This window comes from Sphingomonas sp. (assembly GCF_041661825.1).
Taxonomy (GTDB): domain Bacteria; phylum Pseudomonadota; class Alphaproteobacteria; order Sphingomonadales; family Sphingomonadaceae; genus Sphingomonas.
The window spans coordinates 566924-593370 of the sequence record NZ_JBAZTU010000001.1 but is presented as its reverse complement, the minus strand read 5'-3'; the positions used below and the strand labels follow the sequence as shown (position 1 = coordinate 593370).

Below are 26447 nucleotides of genomic sequence, written 5' to 3'. Positions count from 1 at the left end.
CATGCGGTACGACAGCGATCACAAGAGCGAGACGAGACGCCGCGTCCTGAAGGAGGCGGCTCGCGAAATCCGTGCCAAGGGCCCGGGTGGCGTTGCCGTTGCCGGGGTCATGGCGCGGGCAGGACTCACGCATGGCGGTTTCTATGCGCATTTTGAATCGAAGGACGCGCTGATCGCCGCGGCGATCGAGACGATGTTCGAAAACGCGGGGCGTCGGTTTGATCTGGTCAATGCCGACGGCGATCCGCGCGCGACGCTGATCGCCTATGTCGATTTCTATCTGTCGCCCGAGCATCGCGATTCCCGCGAATATGGCTGTCCGCTACCGGCACTGTCTGGTGATCTGGCCCGGCTCGATCCGGAAGCACGGGTGCGCTTTGGGCAGGGCGTGGCGGGGCTGACCGGGCGGCTGGCCGGTTTGCTGGGTCGCTATGGTGTGGCCGAGCCGGATAGCGCTGCAGGATCGATGCTGGCCGAGATGGTAGGTGCGGTGACGCTATCTCGCGCGGTTGCCGACGCTGCGCAGTCCGACGCGATTCTCGCCCGTGCGCGGCGCTCGGTGAGCGAGCGTTTCGGGCTGGAGAAGGCGCAATGACCGACATTCGGGATCGCGCCGCGATGAGCGGCATCGAGCAGCTGCGCGCCATGCTCGAGACGAGTCGTCAGCCACCGATCGGCGAGACACTGGGTTTCTCGCTGGTCGAGGTCGAGGAGGGTCGCGCGGTGTTCGAAGGCAACCCAGACCACCGGGTCTACAATCCGATCGGCAGCGTGCATGGCGGTTATGCCGCGACCCTGCTCGATTCCGCCTGCGGAATCGCCGTGCATTCGAAGCTGGCGCCCGGGCAGGGCTATACGACGCTCGAGCTCAAGATCTCCTATGTCCGCGGCATGACGGTCGACACCGGCGTGGTGCGCGCCGAGGGAACGGTGATCAGCATGGGGCGCCGCGTCGCCTTTGCCGAGGCGAAGCTGACCGATGCGGCGGGCCGGATCCTCGCGACCGCTACTTCCACCTTATTGGTGATCTCGTCGTGAACATGGCCGCGACGATCGACGTGCCGATCGAGGCGAAGCCGCGCCGCCGTATCAGCCGCAACCCGCTGATTGCGGCTGCGGTTGCCATCCTGATTGCAGTGGCGGGTGTCGCCTGGCTGCTCTCGCCGCGCACGGCGGAGAGCACCGACAATGCCTATCTCAAAGCCGATAGCAGCTCGGTTGCCCCCAAGGTCGGCGGCCTTGTGTCAGCGGTGCTGGTGCGCGACAATCAGGTGGTAAAGGCGGGCGATCCGCTGGTGCAGATCGACGCGCAGGAATTCGACGCGAAGCTCGCGGCGGCACAGGCGGCGGTCGCGGACGCCGATGCGGGTGTCGCTACCGCCCGGGCTGCGCTGGCCGGACTGAACGCGGACGAGGGCCTTGCCGCCGCACAGGTGCGGGCGGCGCAGACTTCGATCCAGTCGGCCGATGCAGAATATAGCCGCGCCGCAGCTGATCGGACGCGCTTCGAGGCGCTGGTGGTGCAGGGCTTCGCCACGCGGCGCGATGCCGAGCGTGTCCGCGCCACCGCGATCGGTGCCCAGTCAGCTCGGGAGCGTGTGCTGGCGGATCGCGATGTGACGAGCGAGCAGGCAGCGGTGACTCATGCCCGTCGCCCGGTGCTGCTCGCGCAACTGGCGCAAGCCGAGGCTGCCGCGCTGCGGGCACGGGCCGCGCTCGAGCTGGCCCGGCAGGACCAGGGACACACCATCATCCGCGCGCCGATCGATGGGGTGGTGGGCAACCGGCAGGTCCAGACGGGCGACTTCGTCCAGCCGGGCTCGCGAATGCTGACCCTGGTGCCGTCGCGGGCGCTCTATGTGGTGGCGAACTTCAAGGAGACGCAGACCAGGGCGATGCTTCCGGGTCAGGTCGCGACGATCAAGGTCGACGCACTGGACGGGGACAGGTTGACCGGCAAAGTCGAGAGCTTCGCGCCGGGTTCGGGATCGGAATTCACCCTGCTGCCGTTCGAACCGGGATCGGGCAACTTCACGAAGATCGTACAGCGGGTGCCGGTACGGATCCGGCTCGATCCGGGGCAGGCGGCAGTGGCACGGCTGCGGCCTGGCCTGTCGGTGACGGCGAAGGTTAGCTTGCGGTAATACTTCTCCCTCTCCTCAAGGGGAGAGGGAGAAGGTCACGCCCCGATCAATTCCCGCCCAATGAGCATCCGCCGGATCTCGTTGGTCCCAGCGCCGATATCGAGCAGCTTGGCGTCGCGCAGGAAGCGTTCGACCGGCCAGTCCTTGGTATAGCCTGCGCCGCCGAGCGCCTGGACGGCTTCGCCCGCGACGCGGAAGGCGTTTTCGCTCGCGAGCAGGATCGCGCCGGCCGCGTCGAAGCGGGTGGTCTTGCCCGCGTCGCAGGCCCGGGCGACCGCATAGACGTACGCACGGGCCGAGTTGAGTGCGACGTACATGTCGGCGACCTTGGCCTGCATCAGCTGGAACGCGCCGATCGGTTTGCCGAACTGTTTGCGCTCGCGAAGGTAGGGGATGACCACGTCGAGGCACGCCTGCATGATGCCGAGCTGGATGCCGGCGAGCACGGTGCGCTCATAGTCGAGGCCAGACATCAGCACGCCGACGCCGCCGTTGAGCGGGCCCATGATATTCTCTTCGGGCACTTCGCAGTCGTTGAAGACGAGCTCGGCGGTGGGCGAGCCGCGCATGCCCATCTTGTCGATCTTCTGGCCGATCGAGAAGCCCGGCATGTCCTTCTCGATCAGGAAGGTGGTGATGCCGCGGCTGCCCTCCCCGGTCTTGGCGTAGACGACGAGCGTATCGGCATAGGCGGCATTGGTGATCCAGAATTTGGTGCCGTTGAGCACATAGCCGCCCTGGACCTCGTCGGCGCGCAGCTTCATCGAGACGACGTCGGAACCGGCGCCGGCTTCCGACATCGCAAGGCTGCCGACATGCTCGCCCGAGACCAGCTTGGGCAGGTATTTCGCTTTCTGCTCGGGATTGCCCCAGCGGCGGATCTGGTTGACGCAGAGGTTGGAATGAGCGCCGTAGCTGAGGCCGATCGAGGCCGAGGCGCGGCTGACTTCCTCGCAGGCGATGACATGCTCGAGATAGCCGAGGCCGAGGCCGCCATATTCCTCCTCGACGGTGATGCCGTGCAGGCCGAGTTCGCCCATGGCCGGCCACAGTTCCTTCGGGAACCAGTCCTCGGCGTCGATCCTTGCGGCGAGCGGGGCGATCTTGTCGGTCGCGAAACGCTGGGTCACGTCGCGGATCATGTCGGCATTCTCGCCGAGGGCGAAGTCCAGCGTCATGTCCATATTCGTCTCTCCTGAAACCTGTTGATCGGCCTGTAGCGTTCCGCAATCGCGCGCGCCAGCATTGCGCCCGTGCCGCCAAGAGGCCTAGGTTTGCGCAAAATCCCCGGGGGAATGGAATGCACAGCCTGTTCAGATTGAAGACCATCGTCGCGGCGGAGGATCAGCCGGTAGAGCATCGCATGGCACGAACCCTGTCCTGGCCGCACCTGGTCGCAATGGGCGTGGGCGCGATCGTCGGGACTGGCATCCTCACGCTGATCGGCGTCGGTGCGGACCGGGCGGGGCCTGCGGTACTGCTCAGCTTTGCGGTCGCCGGAGCGATCTGCGCGTGCGCGGCGCTCTGCTATGCCGAGATGGCGACGATGATCCCGGCCTCGGGCAGCGCCTACACGTACAGCTATGCCGTGCTGGGCGAGATCATCGCCTGGTTCGTGGGGTGGAGCCTGATCCTCGAATATTCGCTGGTGGTATCGACCGTCGCGGTCGGCTGGTCGGGCTATGCGGTCGGGTTCCTGAAGGGGCTGGGCATCATCCTGCCCGACTGGATGACGCATGGACCGACCCTGGTGACCGAAGGCGGCATGCATCTCACCAATGCAGGGATCAACGTGCCGGCGATCCTGATCATCGCGGTGGTGGCGGGGTTGCTGATGCTCGGGACGCGGGAGAGCGCGCGGATCAACAGCGCGCTGGTGCTTCTGAAGATCGCGACGCTGACCCTGTTCGTCGCAGTGGCGCTGCCGCATTTCGACCCGGCCAATCTCCATCCGTTCGCGCCGAACGGCTTCGGCAGCGTGCCGGACGATCACGGCGTGAAATATGGCGTGATGGGTGCGGCGGCGATCATCTTCTTTGCCTTTTACGGCTTCGACGCCATCTCGACCGCGGCGGAAGAGGCGAAGAATCCGGAGCGCGACCTGGCGATCGGGATCGTTGGGTCGATGCTGGCCTGTACGCTGATCTACATCATCGTTGCGGCGGCGGCGGTCGGGGCGGTGCATTACACCGTCTTCTCGAAGAGTGCCGAGCCGCTGGCGCTGATCCTGCGCGAACTGGGCAGCGGAGGCGTGGCGACAGTGGTCGCGGCCGCGGCGGCGATCGCCTTGCCGACAGTGTTGTTGGCGTTCCTCTACGGGCAGAGCCGCATCTTCCTGGTGATGGCGCGGGACGGGTTCCTGCCGCCGTCGCTCGCTGCGATCTCCAAGCGGGGGACGCCGGCGCGGATCACCGCGGTGACGGCAGTGTTCGTCGCGATCCTGGCCGGATTGCTACCGCTCGATGTGATCGCCTCGCTGGCCAATGCCGGGACGCTGGTTGCCTTCATCGCGGTGGCGGCATGCGTGCTGGTGTTGCGGCGGCGCAGCCCCGATGCGCGGCGGCCGTTTCGCACGCCTTTGGCCTGGGTGGTGGCGCCGGGGGCGATCCTGGGGTGCTGCTATCTGTTCATGAGCCTGCAGCATGTGACTCAGGTGTCGTTCCTGGTGTGGAACGGGGTCGGGTTGCTGGTCTATTTTCTCTATGCGCGGGCGCGGGCGGTGGAGGGACAGGGCTGACTCCCTGCGCTCCGGCTACCCGGGCAGGCGCGGTGCATTCTCGTTGGTGACGAGTCGGCAAAGCTCGACGCGGCGATTGATATCGAGCTTGGCGAAGACGCGGCGCAGATGCGTGGACACTGTCCAATGGCTGATGCGCAACGTTTGGGCGATTTCCTTGTTCGACAGGCCGCAACTCACCAGTTGGGCGATTTCCCTCTCCCGCAGCGAGAGCAACTCGGCCGTGGAGGCGACCCGCGGGACGTTCGGCGGTGCCTCGCGGCCGGATGCCCTCCGCCCGGTCGCGTTGGGCATCCATCGTTCTGGTTCAAAGGCACGGAGACCTGCAGACATCGAACCGTCCCCGCGAATAGTTAATTAGAAGAGTAACGTTTTGCCGTGCGGACCGCTGGCCGTAACGTGACAACATTATCATCGGTCAGTCCCGGTTGTTTTCGTAAGCCCAGCGACTCCGCGCTCGTCAGCCAATCGTCGCACGCGTCGACAATAGCTTCAAGCAGAGACTCGAAATCTATCCTCACTGTGGTGAGAAGATAGTCTTCGGACAACCAGCGAAGAATATCGCGCCCGGTCACTGCCATACGACTGCGTTGGGACGTGACGGGGATTTCGTGGAGATAGCGCTTCATTACTTCTTCCAGGACATCCCAACCGCTGTCCGCGCCGAACAGGTTGATGATGTCGGGCGAGCCCAGGATATCGAACGCTTCCTGAAGCAGCGACAGGACTTCGCTGCGAAGCACTGCGACATGGCCGTAGGAGACGTGCTTGAGGTTCTGGCGCAGGTCGAGTCCCGACCGCCGCACCACCGCCATGCTGCCGAACGTCTCGCGCCCGCCATCGGGGCGCAGCACCTCCGAGACGCGCTTGTCCTCGAAGAAGCGCGAGACGTGCTGGCAGAAAGTGCTGAGCAGCGCGTGGAAGGCGATGTTCGGCTCGGCGCCCGCCGGTGGCATGGATTCGGTGTAGCCGAACACCTTGCGGTATACGGAGCGTCGTTCGCGCTGGGTGTAGCGTAGCACGCGCTTGCGATCGAACTGGTAGAGCGACAGGGCCCCCGGCCCGTCCGACAGCCGCACTTCGCCCGACTGGAAGAGCTGCTGGAGCTTCAGGACAGCGCGGAACACGCCGGCGCGTTCATGCTGATAGATGTAATAAAGGTCGCCGACCGCCGTCAGGCGCTCGCGGCTGATCTGGTCGTCATAGGTGGGCACCAGGCCCATCGGACGGACATCGTCGAGCCGCGACGCGACATTGTCGCCGAGCCCGATCAGGCGGGCCAGGCCGTTGTCGCTCTCCGGCGCGCCGGCGGCGGGCTTGAGCGCGTCCATCAGCAGCGTCTCGGCATCGCTGATATATTGGTTGATCAGCTCTGCTTGGGCCGGCGTCTTGGCGAGCTCGTCGCGGGCATCGCGTACCATCGAAGCGCGGAGCGCCTGTAGCGACGCAAGCAGATCGTTGAGTTCACCCAGGGTTTGTGGATTGTTGGCCATGGCGGTCTCTCCGGTGCGTGGGTCGGATCAGGCGGTGAAGGAATGGAGGTCGCGCGCGTCTCCGGCGAGCGCCCTGGCATTGTCGGCTGCGGTGAGGAGATAGCCGATGAGCTCGACAAGCTGCTGGTGCACGACCAGGCGGGCGACACCCATGCTCCGCGCCGCATGCTTGAAGCCTTCGGCCGCCCTGGTGAGCGAGGCCAGCTCGAGCGCGAGCAGTACCGCTTCGCTGTGCCGCAATGTCGCGGCGCGGTTGCCGGCCTGGGCAAAGGGACGCGACACGCTGTCCACCCAGCGCAGGAACTGGCCGATCGACAATTGAGTCCGGGTCCCCTCGCCGCGCGACAGGAACTGAACCTCCTGCTCCCCCATGTCGGTGCCATATTGTTCGAGCGCCGCCTCGAGCTGATCCACGCTGTTGAGGGCGCAGGTGAGCTGCGCCTCGAGCCGTGCGGCGTAGAGGCCCAGGCGGTGCCGGTGCGAATCGCGAGTGAGACGGCCGCCGATCGACACTAGCAACTCGAACAGATTGGCGATTTCAGCGCGCAGCTCCTCATCCTCGACAGCACTGGTCGGCGCGCGCACATCCTCGTCGCGGAAGCGCGATACCCATTCGAGGATCTCCTCGATCGGGGAGCCTGGTGCGATATCGAAAGACCGCGTCCGGGGCAGCACTTCGCCCTCGTGCAGATAATGCAGGGTCGCGAGCACGAGCCGATGGAACTGGAAAGTCGCACGCGAGGCATTGATCCCCATGGGATCGCGCGCGCTGGCGATCAGCCCGCGAAGCTCCTCATGGATCGCTGCCCGGGCCTGAGCCGGGCCGCCTTCGGCCCCGCGGGCGAATTCGAAGCGCGCCATGATAGGCAGGCGGCTGATGATATCCTCGACAGCATCCGCCTCGGCTTCGAGCAGATCGGCGTTCACGCGCTGCCCACCGCGCAGCAGATCGGCATCGCTGGTGCTGCCTCGCGCCACGGCCTGACGGTCCGTCCGGTAATAGACGCGGAAGCCCTCCTGTTCCCTGAAGCTGAAATTGCGCTTGAGCGCGTCAATCAGGCGCTGTCGCTTGGCGTCCGGATTGCCCATGTCGTCGAGTTGGGGAAAGCCGGCGGCATCGAGCGAGGCGACCATCTGGTCGGTGACGGTGGCGAAGCTGCCAACGCCCCGCGCCCGGGCCGTCGAGGGTCCTCCCGCGATCATCGTCGCCAGGGTGATGCCGAGTTCACCGATCGCCGCGGCGGTTTCGCTGTCCGATTCCATGATGCCTGTCTCCTTCGCGTCGATGCTGTGCGAAAAGTCCATCGCCGCCTCGGCGAGGGACCCCGCCGCGTCGGTCAAATCCCCGAATTGTCGTTCCGTCTCGCTCCACAGGCGCTGGCGCTTTGCCGAACCCGATCCTTCGACGGCCTCGGTCAGCTCGCGGTCCAGTTCGTAGACGAAGTCGCTGCTCAGGACGCTGCCGTCCAGCGCCTCGCGCAGGCCCATATAGGCGGCGATCGCATCGCCCCGGTCCCCCGCCGCGAGGCTGTCGAGCGCCGCCGTCGCATGCCGCTCCGCCGACGCCAATCCATCCAGCGCCGTGGTCAGCAGCCGAGTCTCGCCATCGCCGCCGAGCTTGGCGACCGACTGGCGCGTCGTGGTCACCCGCGCGAGCAAAAGGCGCAATTGCTGTTCGAATCGGTTCCGCGTTGCGGTCGCCGGGTCGCCATCGTCAGGGGGTTCGGCGTCGAAATCCGTCACCATGGTCAGCACCTCCCCAGCGCGTCGTAGAAGTTGCGATGGATCGTCGCTGGCGAGACCCTCGCCCAGGCCAGGGCCTGGCGCGCGGCGGCGATGAGGAATCGTTCGGGCAGCACGCCGGTATCGGTGCCGGTCTGGAGACGTTCGGCGGCTTCGCGCACCAGTTCGGCATGCTTGGGCTCGAACCGGATGACATCGGCAAGCGCCTTGCCGCCATATTCATCGAAGCTTTCGAAGCAGACTGCGTCGAGCACTGCGTCGATCTGCTCGGGCAGCCGTGCCCGTACCCACGACGGCACTGGTTTCCAGGCGCTGGCCGGATACAACGTGTCCCAGGCGCGGCGGAAGGCGGCGGCATCGCCGGCGAAGCCGATCCGCTCGAGCAGGCGGATGTTGAGCGGGACGCGGATGATCGGGGTGGGATGCACCGCCTCGTCATTCCATGCCGCGGTCGAGGCGCGGGAGCGGCCGACCACGTCCATCAGTGCGCCGACATAGGCCGGGCCGATCAGCAGCAGGCCGGCGAGATCGGCATAGGTTTCCTTGTGCCAGCGCTGCCATACCTCGGCATTGCGCGGGGGAAGCTTGCGCGCGGCGAAGGCTGCGCCGATCCGCCGGGGCATCAGCTCCCACAGGCCGAGGTCGCTTTGCAGGTTGTGCGAAACTTCGTGAGGGACCGCACCCAGCGACCAGGGGTTGAGCAGCCGGTGGTAGGGCACCTTGACCAACGGAAAGGGGTTGAGCTGCTGACCGAGCTTGCTGAGGCGCACGCCGCGGCGGAAAGTGGCTGGGCCGAACCCCGTCTCCATATAGGCGAGCGGCGCCGGCGATGGGATCGAGCGGGCCTTGCCCAACCCCATATACACTGCCTGATAGCAATCGAGCGCGATGCGATCGAGCGCGCCGAGCCAGGGTGCGAATGAGCCGGTGCGCTGACCGAAAACGTTCAGGTAGAATTCCCAAATCTGCTCGGTCTCGCGTGCCTTGGTCTCGCTGCGCTCCTTGAGATCGAGCAGCCGGGCGCAGCCCCTGTCGCCGGCGCCAGCGAGATCGTTGGCATGGATGGCAAGACCGCGTTCCTCGACCTGCTGGCGCTTGCGGGCCGCGTCGATCAGCGCGTTGACTGCCTTCAGATGCGCGCGGTCGGGGGCATTCGGCCCGCGCCCGAATTCTCCCTCGCGGAAGGACCGCATGCCGCTGATATAGCGATCGGCATTCACCGCGGTCCGCCAGGCGAAATAGGGCAATGCGCTTGCCCCGCCGACCGGCTTGGCCGGCGCGCCCGCACCAGCCCCGGCACCCGCCGCAGCGGCGTCGAGTTCAAGAAAGGCCATGGCGGTCATGGCGCGAGCTCGGCCTGACGCTTGCCGCCGCTTTTGCGGCCGGTGGCGAGGACGGCCACCGTCGCCAATATCTTGAGCGCGGGCGAGAGCTCCGACGCAACTACGCCGTTGACCGCCTTCGCGATCGCGGCGGTATTGACCTGATCGACGATGCCGAGTTCGGTCGCGGCCGATGCCACCGCGGAGGCAATCGTTGCGCTGACGATCGTGCTGTCGAGCGAGCCGCCGCCGTCGGACGAGCCGACCAGGCTGACGATCTGTTGGACGAAATTGCCGCCGGCCAGGCTGGCCAACTTCCTCACAATCTCCGGCGTCACATTCCCGTTCGGGATCACGATCGGCATGATGGCGTTGTTGAAGATGGCCGGCGTACGGTTGCGGATCAGCGCGATCGCCGCCTGGCGAGCGCGGGAACGATCTTCGGCGCCCTTGACGCGCTGCTGGGCCCGGGCCGTCCTCGTCCGGTCGACGCGGATCGCCTCCTGCTTGTTGGCGCGCGCGCGCTTCGAGGTCGGGTCCATGGCGTGATCGGCCTCGGACTCGGCCGACATGCCCTGGCGAAGGCGTGCGATCGCTTCCGTCGCCGCCTGGCGCAAGGAGGCGAGCTCGTCGGGACCGACCATCGGCGCCGCGCCATTTGGCCGTACGGCGCCGTTCGGGCGCGCGACGTCGATTGGGCGGGGCGATGCCGCGCCGGGCCGCGCGATGGCACCGGGGCCCGGCATCGTTGGGGGGCGTGGCGTCGCTGGATTGGGTCTCGGACCTGGTGGCGCCTTGACCCCCGGCACCGGACGGACGACCGGGCCGCGGGCGTCGAGCTGCGCAAGCGCGGCAAGGATCCGTTGCAGTCCGGTCAGCGTGGTGCGTAGTTGGGGATCGGCGCGACCGGCCGGGGTCGCGGCAACGGCGAAGCCTGCCGCCGCGAGCTGGTGGGCGCCGGCTTCGGCGCGGTGGACATCGGCGAGGAAGCGATGCCGCGCCATGGGTGGTGCCTTCGCCCAGGACGCTGCGCGCCACTGGCGCAGCCGGATCGCCTGCTGCCCTAGCGCCTCCGCCTTGACCTTCAGGGCCGGCATCGTTGGAACCGGGTTTGCCATTGCACCTCTCCACGGATCAGCGGTCGGGGGCAGGTGGCGCGGATTGCCCGCGCCACCCGTCACGTGTCAGAAGAAGCGCTCGGCCCCTGCAACGGCGCGGCGATCGATGCCGCGCTTCTTCGCCGCATTCTGGGCAAGCGCCTTGGCGATCGCCTGAGGGTTGGCGAGGGTGCGGCTGGCGTGCCGGGCCATCACGCGCACTGCGGTCTTCGGCGTCACCGCCCGGCCGGTCTGCGCTTTCTGGGTGAGGGTCGCGACGGTCCGCTTCTGGATCGTCGGCAGCATGCGGATCAGCGCCTTGGCGCGCGGATCGCCTGTCGCGGCAAGGCGACGCGCGACGTCGCTGCCTGCCTTGGCCAGCACCGGCACCACTGCCTTCACCGCCAGTGGTGCGCGGCTGGCAATCGTCACCGTGATCGCGGAGCCGAACATGCCGGCGTCGTTCGGGTTCGAACGAGTTGCGGCGACCGCCATCGATTCGGAGAGCTGATCGTCGTCGCGCGCGACACGGACGGGAGCGTTCAACTCGTCCTCGGTCTCGCCCTCTTCCTCGCCCTCCATCTGCTTGACGAAGCCGCCGAGCTTGCTGCCGAGCATGGCGCCGGCCGGACCGCCGAGCGCGCCGCCGATCACCGATCCGATCTGGGGCGCGAATTTCTTGGCGATCGGAGCGACGATCTTCGCGGCCTTCTTGGCGGCGGACCAGATCTTGCCGAAGAATTCCTCGCCTTCCTGGTCGCCAAAGGGATCGAAGCCATCGCCTTCGAGCTCGCCTTCCCAGTAATTGTCGCCGCCGGCATATTGATCGAAGCCGTCGCTCAGCTGGTCGAAGCCGTCGCCATAGTGATCATAGCCGTCACCGGCGAAATCCTCGAAATCGCCGCCAAAGCCCTCGCCTTCATATTCGGCGTTCATGAAGCCATAAGGGCCGACTTCGTTCAGCTCGAACGGGTCGGCTTCCAACTCGCCGAAATTCTGCTGGTTCTCGTACATGGCTCGCCTCCTCGCGAAGTCTCGACCCCGGGCAGCGCCCGGCGCGGGTCTGCCTCCAGGTCCGCGGGAGAATATGAACATGTTCGGGTGGGCGGCGGGTAGTCGCGCGCATCGACTACCATAAGTGGGGTAGCATGTTTGGACCGGCGGCGGCCGTTCAGCGCGGGAGCGCGCAATCCATCACGAGTATCGTGTGCGGTACGAATGGCACTTGAACGGGCCTCTGGGGCTTCGTTCAGATCAGCCCGCGCAGACCAGCGCCGCGATCTCGTCGCCGGAGGGTTGATCGCTCATCGGTTCGATGAACGGCTTGGCCGGATCGGCTTCGCGGGTCCCGGTCTGGACGCCATTATTGTAGAGCGCGACGCGACCGAGCATCAGCATCTTGCTCGGGCAATCGAGGATGGCGTCGGCGATCGCCATATGGGTATCGCCGACCTTGCCCAGCCGCAGGCGAAACGCACGCTGCGCGCCCGCCGTCTTGATCGACCCGGTCTCGACGGCACTCGCATAGCCGTCGGCCGTCACGAATGTCTTCCAGTCGTCCTCCGCCGCCGCGACGGGCGCGGCGGCGATCGAGAGGGCGAGCGACCAGAAAATCGCCTTATGCATGTGTACCTTCCTCAAGCGGCCAGCTTGCGCAGGACATATTGCAGGATGCCGCCGTTGAGGAAATATTCCAGCTCGTTGATCGTGTCGATCCGGCAGCGGGTCAGGAAAGTCTCGCTCGAGCCGTCGGCGCGGGTGAGGATCACCTCGACATCCTGGCGCGGGCGGATTTCCGCGACGTGCTGGATGGTGAAGCTCTCCGATCCGTCCAGGCCGAGCGTCTGGCGCGTGATGCCGTCCGCGAACTGGAGCGGCAACACGCCCATACCGACCAGGTTCGAGCGATGGATTCGCTCGAAGCTTTCGGTGATGACCGCGCGCACGCCGAGCAGGTTGGTGCCCTTGGCTGCCCAGTCGCGCGACGAGCCGGTGCCATATTCCTTGCCGGCGATGACGACGAGCGGCGTGCCATCCGCCTTGAAGCGCATCGCGGCGTCGTAGATCGGCATGACCTCGCCCTCGTATTTCGACATGCCGCCTTCGATGCCCGGGACCATTTCGTTCTTGATGCGGATGTTGGCGAAGGTGCCGCGCATCATCACGTCATGGTTGCCGCGGCGCGCGCCATAGCTGTTGAAGTCGGCGCGGCTGACCTGATGCTCCTGGAGATAAGTGCCGGCCGGGCTGTCCGCCTTGATCGAGCCTGCCGGGCTGATGTGGTCGGTAGTGATGGAATCGCCAAGGATCGCGAGCGGGCGCGCCTCGATGATGTCCTGCACCGGTGCCGGCGTCATGGTCATGCCGTCGAAATAGGGCGGGTTGGCGACATAGGTCGAGCCGGCGCGCCAGGTATAGGTGTCCGATCCCTCGACTTCGATGCCGCGCCATTTCTCGTCGCCGGCATAGACATTGCCGTAGCGCGAGCGGAACATCGAATCGTCGATGTTCGCGGCCATCACTTCGGCGATCTCGGCGTTCGAGGGCCAGATGTCCTTGAGATAGACGTCTTCGCCGTCCGAGCCCTTGCCCAGCGGCGTTTCGACCATGTCCTCGGTCACCGTGCCCTTGATCGCATAAGCGACGACCAGCGGAGGCGAGGCGAGGAAGTTGGCGCGCACGTCGGGCGAGACGCGGCCTTCGAAGTTGCGGTTGCCCGACAACACCGAGGCAGCGACGATGTCGTTCTCGTTGATCGCGGTCGACAGCTCGCTGGCGAGCGGCCCCGAATTGCCGATGCAGGTGGTGCAGCCATAGCCGACCAGGTTGAAGCCGAGCGCGTTCAGGTCCTCGGTCAGGCCGGCCTTGTCGAGATAGTCGGTGACGACCTGCGAGCCGGGGGCGAGCGACGTCTTGACCCACGGCTTGGACGTCAGGCCCTTGGCGCGCGCCTTGCGGGCGACGAGGCCGGCGGCGACCAGCACCGAGGGGTTGGAGGTGTTGGTGCAGCTGGTGATCGCGGCGATCACCACGTCACCATCGCCGATATCGTCGACTCGGCCCTCGACCGCGGCGCGGACCGGCTGCTCCTTGTGATAGACCTTGAACAGGTCGCCGTTGAACACTTCGTCGACCTTGTTGAGCGAGACGCGGTCCTGCGGGCGCTTCGGACCGGCGAGGCTGGCTTGCACCGTGCTCATGTCGAGTTCGAGCGTGTCGGTGAAGACCGGATCGACGCTGTCCGCGTCGTGCCACAGGCCCTGTGCCTTGCAATAAGCCTCGACCAACTCGACCGTCTCGTCGGGGCGGGCGGTGAGCTTGAGATACTCGATCGTCTTGGCGTCGATCGGGAAGAAGCCGCAGGTCGCGCCATATTCGGGCGCCATGTTGGCGATGGTCGCACGGTCGGCGAGCGTCATGGAATCGAGACCCGGACCGTAGAATTCGACGAAACGGCCGACCACGCCCTTGGCGCGGAGCATCTGGGTGACAGTGAGCACGAGATCGGTGGCGGTGATGCCCTCGTTCATCGCGCCGGTGAGCTTGAAGCCGACGACTTCGGGGATCAGCATCGAGACGGGCTGACCGAGCATGGCTGCCTCGGCCTCGATCCCGCCGACGCCCCAGCCGAGCACGCCCATGCCGTTGACCATGGTGGTGTGGCTGTCAGTGCCGACCAAGGTATCGGGATAGGCGACCGTGGTGCCGTCGCCATGCTCGCCCCAGCTTGCCGAGGACCAGACGCCCTGGCCGATATATTCGAGGTTCACCTGGTGGCAGATGCCAGTGCCGGGGGGAACGACCTGGAAATTGTCGAGCGCCTTGGAGCCCCATTTGAGGAACTCATAGCGTTCGAAGTTGCGGCTATATTCGAGGTCGACATTGTCGCCGAACGCCTTGGGCGTGCCGAACTCGTCGACCATCACCGAATGGTCGATGACGAGATGGACGGGGACCAGCGGGTTGATCTTCGCCGCGTCGCCGCCGAGCTTGGTGATCGCGTCGCGCATCGCGGCCAGATCGACCACGCAGGGAACGCCGGTGAAATCCTGCATCAGCACGCGCGCGGGGCGATACTGGATCTCGCGGTCCGAGCGGCGCTCCTGCTGCCAGTCGATGATCGCCTTCACGTCTTCGGTCGTGACGGTCTTGCCGTCCTCGAAGCGGAGCATGTTCTCGAGCAGTACCTTCATCGAGAAGGGCAGGCGGCTGATGTCGCCGTACTTCTCGGCCGCATCGGCCAGCGAATAATAGTCGTACGACTTCGAGCCGACCTTGAGCGTCTTGCGGGCGCCGAGCGTATCCTGGCCAATGGCGGTCATCTGGGGCGGGTTCCTTCCCTGTCTGGCCGGGGCGCGGCGGGGAGGCGGAAGGTTCCGCGCGGGCGCGCTCCGGGATGTGCGAATGCGAAGAGTCGCGCGGGCCTTAGCAAGAGGGTGCGGGTTGGGGAAGGGTTGGGATGACGCGTTCGATAGCCATAGCGGTCGATCGGGTCCGCCGCCGGACGGCAGGCGCGGTCTGCCCGATCGGCGTGGGCGGGTTCATGGATCATGGCGCGGATAGCGGCGATCTGATCAGGGTTGAATCGAAGCGGTGAGTGTTGGGAATGTCAGTAGGGTCACTGACATTTTGGAATGATGGTGGTTCGGAGTTATTTTTAATAATATCAATAGCTTGTTATGAATATGCTGTTGGCCGCTCGGGAGCGGCGGGGTGACATTGCCGCTCGATATCGCTTCCGACCATGGTGAGGTCGGGCGCAATAAATCACGCTGACCCCTTATTTTCTTCTCACTGCGGCAACGTCACCCACACATCGATCGGGGCGACGAACTTGCCCGGCGCGGGCTTGCCCACATCGACGCGCTGCGCGGTCACGCGTTCGCCCGTGGCGAGGACGAAGCCGGCGCCGGGGCGCGGCATGCGGCCGAAGGTCATTTTCTGGATGGGGGCGCCGGTGGCGGCGTTCATGATGGTCGCGATGATGCTCATCGCGGGGGCGATAGCCGTGGTTCGGGCGGGCTGTCGATGGGGGTTCCACGCCAAATTCTTCCCCGGCCTTCGCCGGGGAAGAAAAGATTCAAGGCGCGGTTTCGTTCGCCGGCGCCTCGTCGCGGCGCACCCGCGCGGTCATGCCGGTCGCGTCGGCATCTTCCTGCGTCTGGGCGTCGGGATCGGGCGGGGTTTCGCGCAGCTCGACGGTGGCGGCGTTGGCGGTTTCGGGTGCCGGCGTTTCCTCGGGAACGACGACATTCATCGGTTCGGCTTCGTTGGCGACATTCTCTACCGGCGCCGACGATTCGGGCGTCGAATTGTTGCACCCCGCCAGTGCCGTCAGCGCCAGCAATCCGCCAGCCAGTGCAGCGATCTTACCCCGGTTCATCGTCATGATCGTGTCATCTCCTCGAGTTCAGGCAGGACCAGCCGGCCGGACGACCGCGCCTCGATCTTGGCGGCGAGGGACTTGTCCCAGCCATAAGGGTCGGCGCGGAAATTCATCTGGCCGCTCGTGCTGGCGAACGCCGTCCAGTAAAGCAAATAGACCTCGACGGGTTTGGTCAAGGTCACCCGCAGCGTCTTGCCCTTCGCCACCTGGGCCGCGATCGCCTCGGGCGACCAGGCGGGATCGCCTTTCAGCAGCAGCGCGGCGAGCTCGGCCGGCTTTTCCAGCCGCACGCAGCCATGGCTGGCGAGGCGGCTGAAGCTGGCGAACTTCGCGCGCGACGGCGTGTCGTGGAGGTAGACCGCATAGCTGTTGTTGAAGTCGAACTTGAACCGGCCAAGCGCGCTCTGGTCGCCCGCGGCCTGTTGCAGGCGGGTGCCGTCGATCACGGTGAAGCCATTGCGCTTGAAATAGCCGGGGCTCTTCTTTTCCTTGGGCCACAGCTCCTTCGTCGCAATCGAGGTCGGCACGTTCCAGGGCGGGTTGATGACGATGCTGTTGATCGTCGAGGACAGCATCGGCGTCTCGTCGCCCGGCCGGCCGGTGACCGCGCGCATCGACATGACCGGCGTGTCGCCGTCGAACACGGTCAGCACGGCGGCGGCGATATTGACCTGGATGCGGTCGCGCGGGAGTTCCTGCGGCAGCCAGCGCCAGCGCTCCAGATTGGCCATGATCTGGTGGACCCGGTCGATCGCCGGCACATTGAGCGCGGCGAGCGTCTGGGTCGAGACGACGCCCTGCGGGTTCAGGCCGTACCGGCGCTGGGCGCGCTGCACCCCTGCAACGAGCTCGGCATCGAAAAGATCGCCGGTGGCGACGACCTGCGCATCCTCGACCGCGAGGCGCTGGCGCAGCGCGAGCACGCGGGGGCCCTTGGCGCCGAGCGTGAGATCGGGGCCGGCGGGAACCGGCTGCCAGCCGCCCGCCGCCTCGATCGCGCGATAGGTGGCGAGGCCCTTCAACAGCCCGTCATAGCCGGCATAAGGCGGCGGCAGATTGGCGATCCATGAGGCCAGCCGGTCGCGCCGGACCGCATCGGCAAAGCCCGGCAGGGGATCGAAGGGTGGGGGGCGAAGGCCCCAATCGGTATTGAAATCGGCGGTGTCGAGCCGCCCGGCATGGACGGCGCGGGCATGGTCGAGCACGGCACGGACCAGCGCGTCATTGTCGAGCTGGGGCTGCGGCGCCGGCGTTTGGGCCTGGGTGGGCGGCGCGGAGCGGAGGCCCTGAGTCATCGCATTGGCGTCAAGCACGGTGCGGAGCTGCGCGGCCTGGGCCGGCGTGAGGACCGGCAGGGGAATAGGGGCGAGCGGTTGCACCTGGGGCGCGGGGAGGGTGCGGACCACCGGCGGCGGCGCGACCGTCTGCCCGGCCTGGACCGGTGCGGCCAGCAACGCCGGCACGACAGTCAACGCTGTGAACCACCGCGCGAGCGCGCTGTCTTGCCTGTCGTTACCGAATTCGCGAGCCATTAGCATCCTGTCGTTCGTGGCGCCGGGCGCCATGTGGCACGCCGGTGATCGCCCTAATATGAATGGAATAGGGATTTCCAGTGCAGGCCGCCACCCATGGTCGGCCCCCATGGCCACCTCCTGTGCCTCAAGGCACGGGAGTCGGACTTGGTTCCGGGCGGTCGTCGATCAGCCAGCTATGGTTCTCGACGATGATCGAATCGACCGGGGTGCCGTCATCGTCTTTCGACGGCTTGAAGCGGAAGCGCTCCTTGATCAGCCGGCAGGTCGTCTCGTCGAGCTCGGTGCTGCCGCTGGATTTGGTGACGCTGCACTCGGTCACCCGTCCGCTCACCGCAACGACATAACGTACCGCGACGGTGCCGGAGATCAACGCTTCCTTCGCAGCAGCCGGATAGTCCGAATCCTTGAGGCGGCCGCGAACCCAACGCGGTGGCGTTCCGCTGCCCCCATCGCCGTCTCCGTTCCCCGCACGACCGCTGCCGGTGCCGTTGCCCACCCCGCCGGCGCCTGTGCCGGGCCCCGGCACGTCGGATGCGCCGGTCGTTGCTTGGGTGCCAGTGCCGGGTTTGAGCGCCGCGACGACGGGAGGGGGCATGGTCACCTGCACGATGGGCACCGGCGCGACGATCTCGGTCGCTTTCGAACGGAGATTGGCGGGCGAGGCGGCGCCTTCGGGCTTCGTGCTGCGGATCGGGTGTGGGGTGATCGTCTCGGGCGGCGGCGGAGCCGGGGGTGGGAGGACGCCGAACAGCGTGAGCGGGCTCTCGACGGCCCCGGGCATGCGCACCGCCAGCCCGGCGATCAGGGCATAGACCAGCAGGCCCTGCAATATCGCGGCGCCAAGCGCGGCCCTGACCCGGTCACCGGGGCTGGATTGCTGGTAGCTCATGATGGTTCGCGGGTTTCCATGGGGAAACAACGATCCGGACCACAAAAGGGATGAACCATCGCTGATCCGCCCAAAGCATCGAAAGAGGGTTAATGGCTTGATAACCAAAGATCGCGATATCCGGCAGGTCATCCTTGGCCACGGATAAACAGATGAACACCGCGCGCGCCCACGAACTCCCGACTTTGCTCGACCGGGCGCCGGAGGGGCTTCGCTATCTGTCGCTCGATTGCTTCGACACGCTGCTCTGGCGCGACACCAACGCGCCGACCGATGTGTTCGTCGACCTGAAGCTGGAAGGCGGGGCGATTCAGCCGCGGCGGCGGGCCGAGTCAGCGGCGCGGCGGGCGGCGCGATATGATACCGGGGGGACCGAGGTCTCGATCGAGGCGATCCATGCGCGGTTCAATCCGGCTTCCGATGAGGCTTCGTCAGCGTCAGTCGCAGCCGAGCTCGACGCCGAGGCGCGGCATTGCTTCGGTTTCGCGCCGGTGATCGCGCTGATCGAGGATGCCAGGGCGAAAGGCCTGGGGGTCATCATCGTCAGCGACACCTATCTCAGTGAAGGGCAGCTCCGCGCGCTGATTGCGGCGGCAGCGGGCGAGCATGTCCTGAGCATGATCGATCATGTCTTCTGTTCGTCCGAACATGGCATGAGCAAGGTGCAGGGACTGTTCGGGCCGGTGCTGAAGGCGCTGGGCTGCGCGCCGGAGCAAATCCTGCATGTGGGCGACAATCTCAACGCCGATCTCACCGCGCCGACGGCACTGGGCATCACCGCGGTGCATTTCGTTCAGTTCGACGAGGAAGCCGGACATCGGCTTCGCCTCGAGGCGGCGATCGGTGCGGTGCTCGACCCACGCATTCGCGCCGCTCTGCCGGCATGGCAGCCGCACCGCGCGGCGGTCTCGCTGCGGACGGACGACGATCCCGCGGTCGCGCTGGGGCATGATGTGCTCGGGCCGTTGTTCGCGTGCTACGCGGACTGGCTGCAGGACGAGGTCGCCGCGCTGGCCGGGAAGACCGGCCGCAAGACTCATCTGCTGTTCCTGTTGCGCGATGGATATCTGCCCGCGCGCGTCCATGGCGCCCTGTATGGTGAGGCCGCCGGACAGATGATCGAGCTCAGCCGGATGGCCGCGATGCGCGCCAGTTTTCGCGACGAAGCCGCGATCCGCCGGCATTTGTCCCGCGTGCCGCCGGGTTCCGGGGCGCGCTCGATCGCCAGGCAATTGCTGTTCAACGCCGACGAGATCGCGAAGATCGCACCGGCCGGCCTGTCGGGCGCGGCCCGCGCCTTTGTCCGTTCGGTCATGCACCCTGCCAATGTCGCGAAGATCGTCACGCGCTCGGCGCGCTTTGCCGAGCGATTGATCGCGCATCTCGAGCGCGCTGGTGTGGCGCAGGGCGATGCGGTGGTGTTCGCCGATCTCGGCTATAACGGTTCTGCCCAGAACCTGGTCGAGCCGGTGCTGCGCGAGCGCATGGGGCTGCATGTTGCCGGCCGTTATCTGGTGCTGCGTGAGGATTCGCCGAGCGGGCTCGACAAGGCCGGCTATTTCGATACGCGGACCGCCGATTTCCGCGTGCTCGACGCGATCTGCGGGCCGATCTCGCTGCTGGAGCAGCTCTGCACCAAGGCGCAGGGGTCAGTCGTCGATTACAAGGCGAATGGCGAGCCGGTGCGCGCCACGGAAAGCATCAAGACCCTGCAAAGTGCCACGCGCGATGCTGTGCAGACGGCTTGTGTCGCCTATGCGGAGGGAGCCCATCATTCCGCCCCAATCTCGCATGCGGACGGCCCCGAGGCGCGGCGCATCGCGGCAACCGGGCTGCTCGGGCGGCTGCTGTTCCTGCCGTCGCATGTCGAGCTGGGCGTGCTCGAGGCGTTCGAGCATGATTTCAATTGCGGCAGCAACCAGCAGGTCAAGCTGATCGATCCGGCGGCGTCGCGGGCCGATCTGCGTCGGCGCGGCCTGCTTTATACCGGCTCGGCCGATCGCATGTTCCTGCCCGGGGAGTTCCGCAGGAACGGCTTGCCGCTGAACCTGTCCTTCCTCGTCACGAGCCGCTTCGGGCTCGATTTCAAGGGTGCCGATTTCAAGGGCGAACCGATCAAGCTGCCGGTCATCCTGATGGACCAGCGCGGCCAGGCGATCATCGACGCCGACGCCTGGGCTACGCATGACGGCTATTATGCGGCGACCGTGCCGGTCGGCCGCGCGGCCTATTCCGCAGCGGTAAGCTGGGGACAGCTCTATGAGTATGTCGAGCTCGAAGAGATGAGCTTCCACCGCGTCAGCGAATTCGCCGAGGCGAGCCCGGACGATCACGCGCCGATCCCGGCGACGATCATCCCCGACGCGATGGAGGGCGTGGGCGGCAGTCTTTACCGCTGCCAGTCGCCCAACGCCTTCACCCTGACGCCGCCGCCCGTGGGAACCGGGGACGATCTGATGCTGCTGAGCATCGTGTTCCGGCCGATCGTGCGGCGGGACGCTGCGACCAGCGTTCGGGTGGCAGCCTGAGCTACGGGAGGGCCGTTTCTTTCGCGTTGCAACACAACGGTCATTGCACTGCAACATAGGCGACGCGGTCGCCGCTTACCCGCCCCTTCAAACATATAAGGGGCCTCCACATGACGATCCGCTCGACGATTCTCGCGCTCACCTGCCTGCCGGCGCTGGCGATGGCTTCTGCCGCTCACGCCCAGGCCGCGCCCGAGGCGCCCACAGCCGCGCAGGAAGCAGCGGATGACAGCGAAATCGTCGTGACCGCGCAGCTGCGCAGCCAGAATGCGCGCGAAGTGCCGATCGCGCTGACTGCCTATTCGGGCCGCTTCCTCGACGATCTGGGCATCACCGATTTCGAGAAGCTGTCGCGCTACGTGCCCGGCTTCGTGGTGCAGAACCAGTCGCCCAACAATCCCGGTTTCGTGATCCGCGGCATCACCTCGGACAGCGGCGCGGCGTTCAACGAGCCGCGCGTCTCCGTCTTCCAGGACGGGGTGTCGATTTCCAAGTCGCGCGGCTCCTATGTCGAGCTGTTCGACATGGAGCGGATCGAGGTGGCCAAGGGGCCGCAATCGACACTCTATGGTCGCGGCGCGCTGATCGGCGCCGTCAGCCTGATCCAGGCAAAGGCCGATCCGCGTGAGCAGTACGGCTATTTCCGCGCCAGCTATGGCAATTACAACGCCTATCAGGTCGATCTGACCGCGAATGCGCCGATCACCGATACCTTGGCGATCCGTATCGCCGGCCGATCGAAGAAGCGCGACGGCTTTGTCGACAACCTGCTTGCCAAGGGCGACGATCAGGATTTCAACTCGGTCGACACCCAGGCGATCCGGGGCTCGCTGCGCTGGGTGCCGGGCAAGCTGACCTTCGACCTGATCGGCAATTACCAGGAAGACCGCGCCAACGGCACGCCGTTCAAGTCGATCGCCTATAACCCGACCGACCCGGTGACGGGCGCGGTGATCGGCGATCGCGGGCGCAATTCGGGCGCGGCGCTGGCACCGCAGCCGGGCTTCGAGAACAGCGCGCCGTTGGGTCTGAACCGCACGGTGTGGGGCGTCACTGGCCTCGCCAATTACGAGATCGACGATCACTGGTCGATCAACGCGATGGGCTCCTATCGCCGGTTCCAGTCGCTCGAGGTCTTCGATGCGGACGGTATCTCGCTGCCCGCGCTGACCGCTGCCGAGGATGCGCGCGGCAACCAGACGATGAGCACGCTGCGCCTCACCTATGACAGCGAGCGGCTGACGGCGTTTGTCGGCGGCACCTATTTCCATGAGGACGGCTCGCAGCGCACGCCTGCTTCGTTCGACGAACGGGTGGCGCTGGCGCGGGTGGCGAATGCGCTCAATGGCGGAGGCCTGATCCCCGGTCGCCCGGCGACCGATCCCGCGCCGATGAGCGTGCTGGGCAACCCTGCCTTCACCTCGCAGCTGCTGCGCGGGATCGCCGGAGCGAGCGGTTTCGTGCTCGATGCGGCGACCGCGACGGGGATCGCCAACAACCTCAAGGCGAACCATCTCGAGACCGCGACCAACTTCGCCCGTACCAACAGCATCGATCTGTTCGCCGATGCGACCTTCCACGTCACTGACCGCTTCGATATCGGCGGCGGCATCCGCTACAGCCATGACGACAAGACGAGCGGCATCACCGCATCGGTGGTCAATGGCCGCTCGATCCTGGGCGGCTTCATCGGGGCACTCGGCCTGCCTGCAGCGCAGCGCGCGCAACTGCTCGGCGCACTTGCGCTGCCCGGCTCGGTGCTCAACACGCTGCCTGCGAGCGCCGTGCCCTTTTTCGGCATCGGCCTTCAGCCGACCGCGGCCAATGGCACGCGCACCGATCAGGGCCTGAAGGACGAAGGCCTGACCTGGCGCGCCACCGCGCGCTACGAGGCGAGCGCTGACGCCAGCATCTACGCGACCTATGCCCGGGGCCGTCGCCCCGAAGTGTTGAGCGTATCGGCGCCGGGGGTTCCGTACGGCGCGCCGAACTTCAAGATCCTGCCGTCGGAAACAGTCGACAGCTTTGAGATCGGCGCGAAGACCGCGTTGCTCGATCGCCGGCTGTTCGTCGACGGATCGGTCTATCTGTACAATTACACCAACTTCCAGACGACCGAGCAGATCGGCACGCAGTTCATCCTCACCAATGCCGGCAAGGCGCGGACTTATGGCTTCGAGGGCCAGCTCCGTTATGTGCCGTCCGACGCGCTGACGGTGTTCGCCACCTATGGTTATACGCATGGCCGCTTCACCGAGGGCGCGCGCGACGGCAACCATTTCCGCCTCTCGCCGGACCATGCCGCGTCGGCCGGCTTCATGCTGAAGCAGCCGGTCGGTCCGGTGAAGATCGATTTCACCCCGAGCGTGACCTGGCAGTCGAGCGTGTTCTTCGACGACGACAACGACAAGCCGGCACTGCAGACCGGCAACCTGATCCCCGATCTGGTGCAGGACGAATTCCAGAAGGGCTATGCGCTGGTCGATGCGCGGCTCGGCGTGGAATCGGCGAACGGCATCTGGCGCCTCGAGGGCTTCGTGACCAACTTGTTCAACCGCAAATATATCAAGGATGCCGGCAACACCGGCGATGCCCTTGGCCTGCCGACCTTCATCGGCGGCGAGCCGCGTTTCTACGGCCTGTCGCTGACGGTGCGCAGCCGCTGAACGGTTGCGCGGAACCGGCCCAGACCGTAGCGGGTTGGGTCGGGACGCCAACAGGAGAATTCGCATGCGCATCGTGACGATCGGGGCAGCCGCAATACTGGCGCTGGGGCTTTCGGCTTGCGACAAGCATGGCACGGAGGTTGGGGCGCCGATCGCCAACGGTGCCGGGGCGACCGCGAGCCTGCGTACGGCCGCGGGCGCCGATGCCGGCCGGGCCAGCGCGCGGGAGGTTGCCGGCGGCCTGCGCTTCACCATCGATGCCAAGGGCCTGCCGCCGGGCACGCACGGCGCGCACGTCCATATGACCGGTGCCTGCGCGCCGCCCGACTTCGCCAGCGCGGGTGGGCATTGGAATCCGACCGCGATGAAGCATGGGTCGATGAATCCGGCCGGCCCGCATGAGGGCGACCTGCCCAATCTGATCATCGGCACTGACGGGCGCGGCACGATCGGGATCACCATCCCCGGCGCGACCCTGGCGGGGCTGCTCGATGCGGATGGTTCGGCGATCGTGGTGCATGCCGCCGCGGACGATCTGATGACTGATCCGTCGGGCAACAGCGGCGCGCGGATTGCATGCGGGGTGTTCGCGGGCGGGTAACCCTCCTTCGCCCCTCCCCTGACGGGGAGGGGCTGGTTTGGTTAGATCGCCTCGCCAGCCTCGCGCGCCCAAGTTTCGCGATTGGCCTCAGCCTTCGGCACGAGCCGATAGGCCGCGATCGCTGCCGCCAAAGTGATCGGCACCGTCAACAGCAGCGACAGCACTCCGATCGACAGGCTTCCGCTCAGGGTCGAGACGCGGCCTGCGAGATATGGCCCCATCGCCAGCCCGAGCAGGGTCGTGCCGATGAAGAAGGTCCCCGTGGCCGTCCCGCGCATTCGCGGCAGCACAAGATCCTGCATGGTCGCCGCCGAAGCGCCGAGCGCGGACGCCGCCAGGATCTGCGCGACGGGCAGCATCGCGTAATAAAGCCACAGGTCGTGCGTGGTGAAGGCGACCCACACTGCGGGCACCGGGGCGACCGCGCCGAAGATGATCACCATCACCCGCCCATTGGCGAAGCTGCGCCGCAGCCGGTCGGCGACGATGCCGCCGATCGTCACGCCGATGAACCCGCCCGCAGCACCGCCGCCGCCAATCAGCAGGCCGGCGGTGGCAGGGGAGGCGGCGAGGTCGCGCAGCGCGTGGGGCGCTGCCCAGAAGCTCACGGCATAGGCGATGAACGCATTGAGGCCATAGGCGACAACCACGCAGAGAAAGGCGGGGTTGCCGACGATCAGGCGGAAGGTGGGCGGATCGCGCCGCTTGAGCGCCGAGGCCCAGGAGAAGACGGCATAGACGCCGATCCCGATCGCCACCCATTGCGGCCAGGGCTCGCCGATCGAGACGAGGCCGAGGACGCAGGCGACGATCACCGCGAGGCCGATCACATTCACGACCAGCGCGCGCGTACCGCCGCGCGCCGCGCCGATCAGGGTCAGCGGCGGCAGGATGGTGACGAGTTCCTCCAGGAACTCGCGGAACGGCGCGGGGTGGGGCGCCGGCTCGGGCAGGCCCTCTGAGGCACCGCGCTTCGGCTCGCGCAGGGTCGCGATCCACAGCGCGACGAGCAGGCCGGGAATGCCGACGATCAGGAACGCCGCCTGCCAGCCATGCAGGCCGAGTGGCCCGCCCTCGGGCCAGGCCTTGTTCCAGCGCTGCACGATCAGCCCGCCAATGCCAAGCGACAGTCCGCCGCCGACGTAGAGACCGGAGGAATAGATGGCGAGCGCGGTCGCCCGCAACCGTTTGGGGAAATAGTCCGAGATCAGCGAATAGGCCGAGGGGCTGGCGGTCGCCTCGCCGACCCCGACCCCGATCCGCGCCGCCGTCAGCATCGCGCCGTTGCGCGCGAAACCCGAAAAGGCGGTCATGGCCGACCAGAGCGCCAGACCGATGGTCATCAGCCGGACGCGGTTCCAATTGTCGGCGAGGCGGCCGAGCGGGATGCCGAACAGGGAGTAGAACACGCCGAACGCCGTTCCGTAGAGGAAGCCGAGATCCTCGTCCTTCAGCCCGAGATCGCGCTTGATGTCCTCGGCCAGGATCGAAATGATCTGCCGGTCGACGAAATTGAGAATGTAGACGAGGAACAGGATGCCGAGGACGTACCACGCATAAGCGGGCGTGCGCGCCGGTGCGCCGGTGGGCGTGGTGGCCATGGATCCTCCCTTTATTTTCTGCGGGGAAGGCTAGCAGAGCCGTGCTGATACGGAAGCGGGATTCGGCTCAGGCGAGCCGCCAGCGCTCCACCACCTCGTATCGCGCGGCCTCGCCGCCGAGATGGCTTTCGAACAAGGTCATGTACTCGATCGTGAAGGGCGGGCTGGCGAGGCCGGCATGCGCCGCCTGCCAGCGTTCGATCTCGGGGCCGAAGGCGGCGGCGCGGCTGATCCGGGCGAGGGTGATGTGCGGCAGATAGGCGCGGCCCTCGGGCGGCAGGCCGAGGCGGACAAGCGCGTGATCGACCTTGCGGTGGAGCGCGGCAAGCGCGTCGTGCGGCGCAACGCCGGCCCAGAGCGCATCGACCCGGCCTTTCTTGTCGAACGCGCCGACGCCCGACAACGCGATCTCGATCGGCGCCGCATGGGCGTGGCCCAGCGCCAGGACGATATCCTCGGCCATGCGGCCATCGACTTCGCCGATATAGCGGACGGTCAAATGAAGTTGATCGTCATCCTGCCAGCGCGCCTGGGGCACGCCGTCCATCGTTGCGGAAACGGCGGCGCGAACCGCGGGGGGCGGGCGCAAGGCGACGAACAGGCGGTGCATGCCCCTGATTTTACCGTGCTTACCGGCATTGTCATCCGCAAGCTGGGCAATTGTAATAAAGTGTTGCTGGCCTCTGCCGGCTCCTTGGCGGCCCC

At 66.5% G+C, this 26447-nt stretch carries 23 protein-coding genes; 8 read left to right on the top strand and 15 right to left on the bottom strand.

What is annotated here, in order from left to right; all coding sequences use genetic code 11:
- Nucleotide 1: 1 nt before the first annotated feature.
- From WC729_RS02570 to WC729_RS02560, 3 genes are read left to right on the top strand one after another with little or no spacing between them, the layout of a single operon-like run.
- Nucleotides 2-595 (top strand): TetR/AcrR family transcriptional regulator, encoded by a 594-nt coding sequence (locus tag WC729_RS02570; RefSeq protein WP_372849217.1) that lies wholly within the window; start codon nucleotides 2-4, stop codon nucleotides 593-595.
- Complete coding sequence (locus WC729_RS02565; RefSeq protein ID WP_372849215.1) at nucleotides 592-1038, top strand: PaaI family thioesterase; 447 nt, start codon at nucleotides 592-594, stop codon at nucleotides 1036-1038. Before WC729_RS02570 ends, WC729_RS02565 begins: the two co-directional genes overlap by 4 nt.
- Nucleotides 1039-1040: 2 nt before the next feature.
- On the top strand, nucleotides 1041-2144 hold the full coding sequence (locus tag WC729_RS02560; protein ID WP_372849213.1) for an HlyD family secretion protein: 1104 nt from the start codon (nucleotides 1041-1043) through the stop codon (nucleotides 2142-2144).
- A gap of 35 nt (nucleotides 2145-2179) precedes the next feature.
- On the opposite strand, the gene WC729_RS02555 is transcribed toward WC729_RS02560, so the two are convergent.
- Complete coding sequence (locus WC729_RS02555; RefSeq protein ID WP_372849211.1) at nucleotides 2180-3328, bottom strand: isovaleryl-CoA dehydrogenase; 1149 nt, start codon at nucleotides 3326-3328, stop codon at nucleotides 2180-2182.
- A gap of 116 nt (nucleotides 3329-3444) precedes the next feature.
- Between WC729_RS02555 and WC729_RS02550 the strand changes: the two genes are divergently transcribed.
- Nucleotides 3445-4881, top strand: coding sequence for an amino acid permease (locus WC729_RS02550; protein WP_372849209.1), 1437 nt, complete (start codon nucleotides 3445-3447; stop codon nucleotides 4879-4881).
- A 15-nt stretch (nucleotides 4882-4896) separates the two neighbouring features.
- Here WC729_RS02550 and WC729_RS02545 read toward each other — a convergent pair whose 3' ends face one another.
- From WC729_RS02545 to acnA, 8 genes are all read right to left on the bottom strand, one after another.
- A complete protein-coding gene (locus WC729_RS02545) occupies nucleotides 4897-5175 on the bottom strand; it encodes a response regulator transcription factor (RefSeq protein WP_372849208.1) in 279 nt (92 codons plus the stop codon).
- A gap of 59 nt (nucleotides 5176-5234) precedes the next feature.
- On the bottom strand, nucleotides 5235-6374 hold the full coding sequence (locus WC729_RS02540) for a hypothetical protein (RefSeq protein ID WP_372849206.1): 1140 nt from the start codon (nucleotides 6372-6374) through the stop codon (nucleotides 5235-5237).
- Between the two features lie 27 nt (nucleotides 6375-6401).
- Nucleotides 6402-8120 (bottom strand): hypothetical protein, encoded by a 1719-nt coding sequence (locus WC729_RS02535; protein ID WP_372849204.1) that lies wholly within the window; start codon nucleotides 8118-8120, stop codon nucleotides 6402-6404.
- Between the two features lie 2 nt (nucleotides 8121-8122).
- Nucleotides 8123-9451 (bottom strand): hypothetical protein, encoded by a 1329-nt coding sequence (locus tag WC729_RS02530; RefSeq protein ID WP_372849202.1) that lies wholly within the window; start codon nucleotides 9449-9451, stop codon nucleotides 8123-8125.
- 5 nt (nucleotides 9452-9456) lie between these two features.
- Nucleotides 9457-10557: a hypothetical protein gene (locus WC729_RS02525; protein WP_372849200.1), complete on the bottom strand. Its 1101-nt coding sequence runs from the start codon at nucleotides 10555-10557 to the stop codon at nucleotides 9457-9459.
- A 66-nt stretch (nucleotides 10558-10623) separates the two neighbouring features.
- Nucleotides 10624-11550: a hypothetical protein gene (locus tag WC729_RS02520; protein WP_372849198.1), complete on the bottom strand. Its 927-nt coding sequence runs from the start codon at nucleotides 11548-11550 to the stop codon at nucleotides 10624-10626.
- Nucleotides 11551-11790: 240 nt separating this feature from the next.
- On the bottom strand, nucleotides 11791-12162 hold the full coding sequence (locus WC729_RS02515) for a hypothetical protein (protein ID WP_372849196.1): 372 nt from the start codon (nucleotides 12160-12162) through the stop codon (nucleotides 11791-11793).
- Nucleotides 12163-12173: 11 nt separating this feature from the next.
- On the bottom strand, nucleotides 12174-14858 hold the full coding sequence (gene acnA, locus WC729_RS02510) for an aconitate hydratase AcnA (RefSeq protein ID WP_372849194.1): 2685 nt from the start codon (nucleotides 14856-14858) through the stop codon (nucleotides 12174-12176).
- A gap of 137 nt (nucleotides 14859-14995) precedes the next feature.
- On the opposite strand from acnA, the gene WC729_RS02505 reads away from it, so the two are divergent.
- Entirely contained in the window at nucleotides 14996-15133 is a 138-nt protein-coding gene (locus WC729_RS02505) for a hypothetical protein (RefSeq protein ID WP_372849192.1), read from the top strand.
- 194 nt (nucleotides 15134-15327) lie between these two features.
- Here WC729_RS02505 and WC729_RS02500 read toward each other — a convergent pair whose 3' ends face one another.
- From WC729_RS02500 to WC729_RS02485, 4 genes are all read right to left on the bottom strand, one after another.
- Entirely contained in the window at nucleotides 15328-15528 is a 201-nt protein-coding gene (locus WC729_RS02500) for a hypothetical protein (protein WP_372849190.1), read from the bottom strand.
- A gap of 88 nt (nucleotides 15529-15616) precedes the next feature.
- The gene (locus WC729_RS02495) at nucleotides 15617-15925 is read right to left on the bottom strand and encodes a hypothetical protein (RefSeq protein WP_372849188.1); all 309 of its coding nucleotides are present in this window, start codon (nucleotides 15923-15925) and stop codon (nucleotides 15617-15619) included.
- Nucleotides 15922-17460: a murein L,D-transpeptidase gene (locus WC729_RS02490; protein ID WP_372850979.1), complete on the bottom strand. Its 1539-nt coding sequence runs from the start codon at nucleotides 17458-17460 to the stop codon at nucleotides 15922-15924. Before WC729_RS02490 ends, WC729_RS02495 begins: the two co-directional genes overlap by 4 nt.
- A gap of 121 nt (nucleotides 17461-17581) precedes the next feature.
- A complete protein-coding gene (locus tag WC729_RS02485) occupies nucleotides 17582-18346 on the bottom strand; it encodes an energy transducer TonB (protein ID WP_372849186.1) in 765 nt (254 codons plus the stop codon).
- A 152-nt stretch (nucleotides 18347-18498) separates the two neighbouring features.
- Here WC729_RS02485 and WC729_RS02480 point away from each other — a divergent pair, with 152 nt between their 5' ends.
- From WC729_RS02480 to WC729_RS02470, 3 genes are all read left to right on the top strand, one after another.
- A complete protein-coding gene (locus WC729_RS02480) occupies nucleotides 18499-20874 on the top strand; it encodes an HAD family hydrolase (RefSeq protein ID WP_372849184.1) in 2376 nt (791 codons plus the stop codon).
- 110 nt (nucleotides 20875-20984) lie between these two features.
- Complete coding sequence (locus tag WC729_RS02475) at nucleotides 20985-23540, top strand: TonB-dependent receptor (protein ID WP_372849182.1); 2556 nt, start codon at nucleotides 20985-20987, stop codon at nucleotides 23538-23540.
- Nucleotides 23541-23604: 64 nt separating this feature from the next.
- Nucleotides 23605-24141 (top strand): superoxide dismutase family protein, encoded by a 537-nt coding sequence (locus tag WC729_RS02470; RefSeq protein WP_372849180.1) that lies wholly within the window; start codon nucleotides 23605-23607, stop codon nucleotides 24139-24141.
- A gap of 41 nt (nucleotides 24142-24182) precedes the next feature.
- Here WC729_RS02470 and WC729_RS02465 read toward each other — a convergent pair whose 3' ends face one another.
- Together WC729_RS02465 and thpR are read right to left on the bottom strand one after the other, a co-directional pair.
- A complete protein-coding gene (locus WC729_RS02465) occupies nucleotides 24183-25742 on the bottom strand; it encodes an MFS transporter (protein ID WP_372849178.1) in 1560 nt (519 codons plus the stop codon).
- 67 nt (nucleotides 25743-25809) lie between these two features.
- A complete protein-coding gene (gene thpR, locus WC729_RS02460; protein WP_372849176.1) occupies nucleotides 25810-26352 on the bottom strand; it encodes an RNA 2',3'-cyclic phosphodiesterase in 543 nt (180 codons plus the stop codon).
- Nucleotides 26353-26447: the final 95 nt, after the last annotated feature.

Excerpts from the sequence above, each read along its gene's own strand:
- WC729_RS02550 (WP_372849209.1), top strand. The coding sequence starts at position 3,445 with ATGCACAGCCTGTTCAGATTGAAGACCATCGTCGCGGCGGAGGATCAG.
- WC729_RS02475 (WP_372849182.1), top strand. The coding sequence starts at position 20,985 with ATGACGATCCGCTCGACGATTCTCGCGCTCACCTGCCTGCCGGCGCTG.
- WC729_RS02485 (WP_372849186.1), bottom strand. The coding sequence starts at position 18,346 with ATGAGCTACCAGCAATCCAGCCCCGGTGACCGGGTCAGGGCCGCGCTT.
- WC729_RS02540 (WP_372849206.1), bottom strand. The coding sequence starts at position 6,374 with ATGGCCAACAATCCACAAACCCTGGGTGAACTCAACGATCTGCTTGCG.
- WC729_RS02490 (WP_372850979.1), bottom strand. The coding sequence starts at position 17,460 with ATGCTAATGGCTCGCGAATTCGGTAACGACAGGCAAGACAGCGCGCTC.
- WC729_RS02530 (WP_372849202.1), bottom strand. The coding sequence starts at position 9,451 with ATGGCCTTTCTTGAACTCGACGCCGCTGCGGCGGGTGCCGGGGCTGGT.
- WC729_RS02470 (WP_372849180.1), top strand. The coding sequence starts at position 23,605 with ATGCGCATCGTGACGATCGGGGCAGCCGCAATACTGGCGCTGGGGCTT.
- WC729_RS02525 (WP_372849200.1), bottom strand. The coding sequence starts at position 10,557 with ATGGCAAACCCGGTTCCAACGATGCCGGCCCTGAAGGTCAAGGCGGAG.
- WC729_RS02555 (WP_372849211.1), bottom strand. The coding sequence starts at position 3,328 with ATGGACATGACGCTGGACTTCGCCCTCGGCGAGAATGCCGACATGATC.
- WC729_RS02565 (WP_372849215.1), top strand. The coding sequence starts at position 592 with ATGACCGACATTCGGGATCGCGCCGCGATGAGCGGCATCGAGCAGCTG.
- WC729_RS02465 (WP_372849178.1), bottom strand. The coding sequence starts at position 25,742 with ATGGCCACCACGCCCACCGGCGCACCGGCGCGCACGCCCGCTTATGCG.
- WC729_RS02545 (WP_372849208.1), bottom strand. The coding sequence starts at position 5,175 with ATGCCCAACGCGACCGGGCGGAGGGCATCCGGCCGCGAGGCACCGCCG.
- WC729_RS02480 (WP_372849184.1), top strand. The coding sequence starts at position 18,499 with ATGAACACCGCGCGCGCCCACGAACTCCCGACTTTGCTCGACCGGGCG.
- WC729_RS02520 (WP_372849198.1), bottom strand. The coding sequence starts at position 11,550 with ATGTACGAGAACCAGCAGAATTTCGGCGAGTTGGAAGCCGACCCGTTC.
- thpR (WP_372849176.1), bottom strand. The coding sequence starts at position 26,352 with ATGCACCGCCTGTTCGTCGCCTTGCGCCCGCCCCCCGCGGTTCGCGCC.
- WC729_RS02515 (WP_372849196.1), bottom strand. The coding sequence starts at position 12,162 with ATGCATAAGGCGATTTTCTGGTCGCTCGCCCTCTCGATCGCCGCCGCG.
- WC729_RS02535 (WP_372849204.1), bottom strand. The coding sequence starts at position 8,120 with ATGGTGACGGATTTCGACGCCGAACCCCCTGACGATGGCGACCCGGCG.
- WC729_RS02560 (WP_372849213.1), top strand. The coding sequence starts at position 1,041 with ATGGCCGCGACGATCGACGTGCCGATCGAGGCGAAGCCGCGCCGCCGT.
- WC729_RS02570 (WP_372849217.1), top strand. The coding sequence starts at position 2 with ATGCGGTACGACAGCGATCACAAGAGCGAGACGAGACGCCGCGTCCTG.
- acnA (WP_372849194.1), bottom strand. The coding sequence starts at position 14,858 with ATGACCGCCATTGGCCAGGATACGCTCGGCGCCCGCAAGACGCTCAAG.
- WC729_RS02505 (WP_372849192.1), top strand. The coding sequence starts at position 14,996 with ATGACGCGTTCGATAGCCATAGCGGTCGATCGGGTCCGCCGCCGGACG.
- WC729_RS02500 (WP_372849190.1), bottom strand. The coding sequence starts at position 15,528 with ATGAGCATCATCGCGACCATCATGAACGCCGCCACCGGCGCCCCCATC.
- WC729_RS02495 (WP_372849188.1), bottom strand. The coding sequence starts at position 15,925 with ATGACGATGAACCGGGGTAAGATCGCTGCACTGGCTGGCGGATTGCTG.